This window comes from Pigmentiphaga sp. YJ18, from assembly GCF_038066655.1.
Classification (GTDB): Bacteria; Pseudomonadota; Gammaproteobacteria; order Burkholderiales; family Burkholderiaceae_B; genus Pigmentiphaga.
This window is the reverse complement of record NZ_JBBUKU010000012.1, coordinates 1-1058: the sequence shown is the minus strand read 5'-3', so window position 1 is coordinate 1058 and position 1058 is coordinate 1. Positions and strand designations below refer to the sequence as shown.

Below are 1058 nucleotides of genomic sequence, written 5' to 3'. Positions count from 1 at the left end.
CCCTCGTTGATGCGTTCGAGCGGCAGGGTGTGGGTGATGAGTTCGTCGATCTTGATCTTGCCGTCCATGTACCAGTCGACGATGGTGGGCACGTCGGTGCGTCCGCGGGCACCGCCGAAGGCCGAGCCTTTCCATTCGCGGCCGGTGACCAGCTGGAAGGGGCGGGTGGCGATTTCGGCGCCGGCGGCGGCCACGCCGATGATGAAGGACTGGCCCCATCCCTTGTGGCAGCACTCGAGCGCCTGGCGCATGGTGGTGGTGTTGCCGATGCACTCGAAGCTGTAGTCGGCGCCGCCGTCGGTGAGCTGGACGATGTGGTCGACCACGTTGGCGACGTCCTTGGGGTTGACGAAGTGGGTCATGCCGAACTGGCGGCCCAGGGCCTCGCGCTCGGGGTTCAGGTCGATGCCGATGATCTTGTCGGCGCCGACCATTTTGGCGCCCTGGATGACGTTCAGGCCGATGCCGCCCAGGCCGAAGACGACGACGTTGGCGCCGGCCTCGACCTTGGCGCTGAAGACCACGGCACCCACGCCGGTGGTCACGCCGCAGCCGATGTAGCAGGCCTTGTCGAAGGGGGCGTCCTCGCGGATCTTGGCCACGGCGATCTCGGGCACCACGATGTAGTTCGAGAAGGTCGAGGTGCCCATGTAGTGGTGGATGGGCTTGCCGTCCAGGGAAAAGCGGCTGGTGCCGTCGGGCATCAGGCCCTTGCCCTGGGTGGTGCGGATGGCCTGGCACAGGTTGGTCTTGCGCGACAGGCAGAACTTGCACTGGCGGCACTCGGGCGTGTACAGGGGAATGACGTGGTCGCCCTTTTTCAGGGTGGAGACGCCGGGGCCGGCATCGACGACGATGCCGGCGCCCTCGTGGCCGAGGATGGCGGGGAACAGGCCCTCGGGGTCGGCGCCCGACAGGGTGTAGTAATCGGTATGGCAGATGCCGGTGGCCTTGACCTCGATCAGCACCTCGCCGGCGCGCGGACCTTCCAGGTCCACTTCTTCGATGGTCAGGGGCGCGCCTGCCTTCCAGGCGATCGCGGCTTTGGTCTTCATGGG

Annotated in this window: 1 protein-coding gene; it reads right to left on the bottom strand. The window is 66.8% G+C overall.

Annotated features, from left to right (window positions below):
- On the bottom strand, nucleotides 1-1055 hold a 1055-nt coding region (locus WKR98_RS29205), incomplete at its 3' end, for an S-(hydroxymethyl)glutathione dehydrogenase/class III alcohol dehydrogenase (protein WP_341435416.1).
- Between the last annotated feature and the right edge of the window lie 3 nt (nucleotides 1056-1058).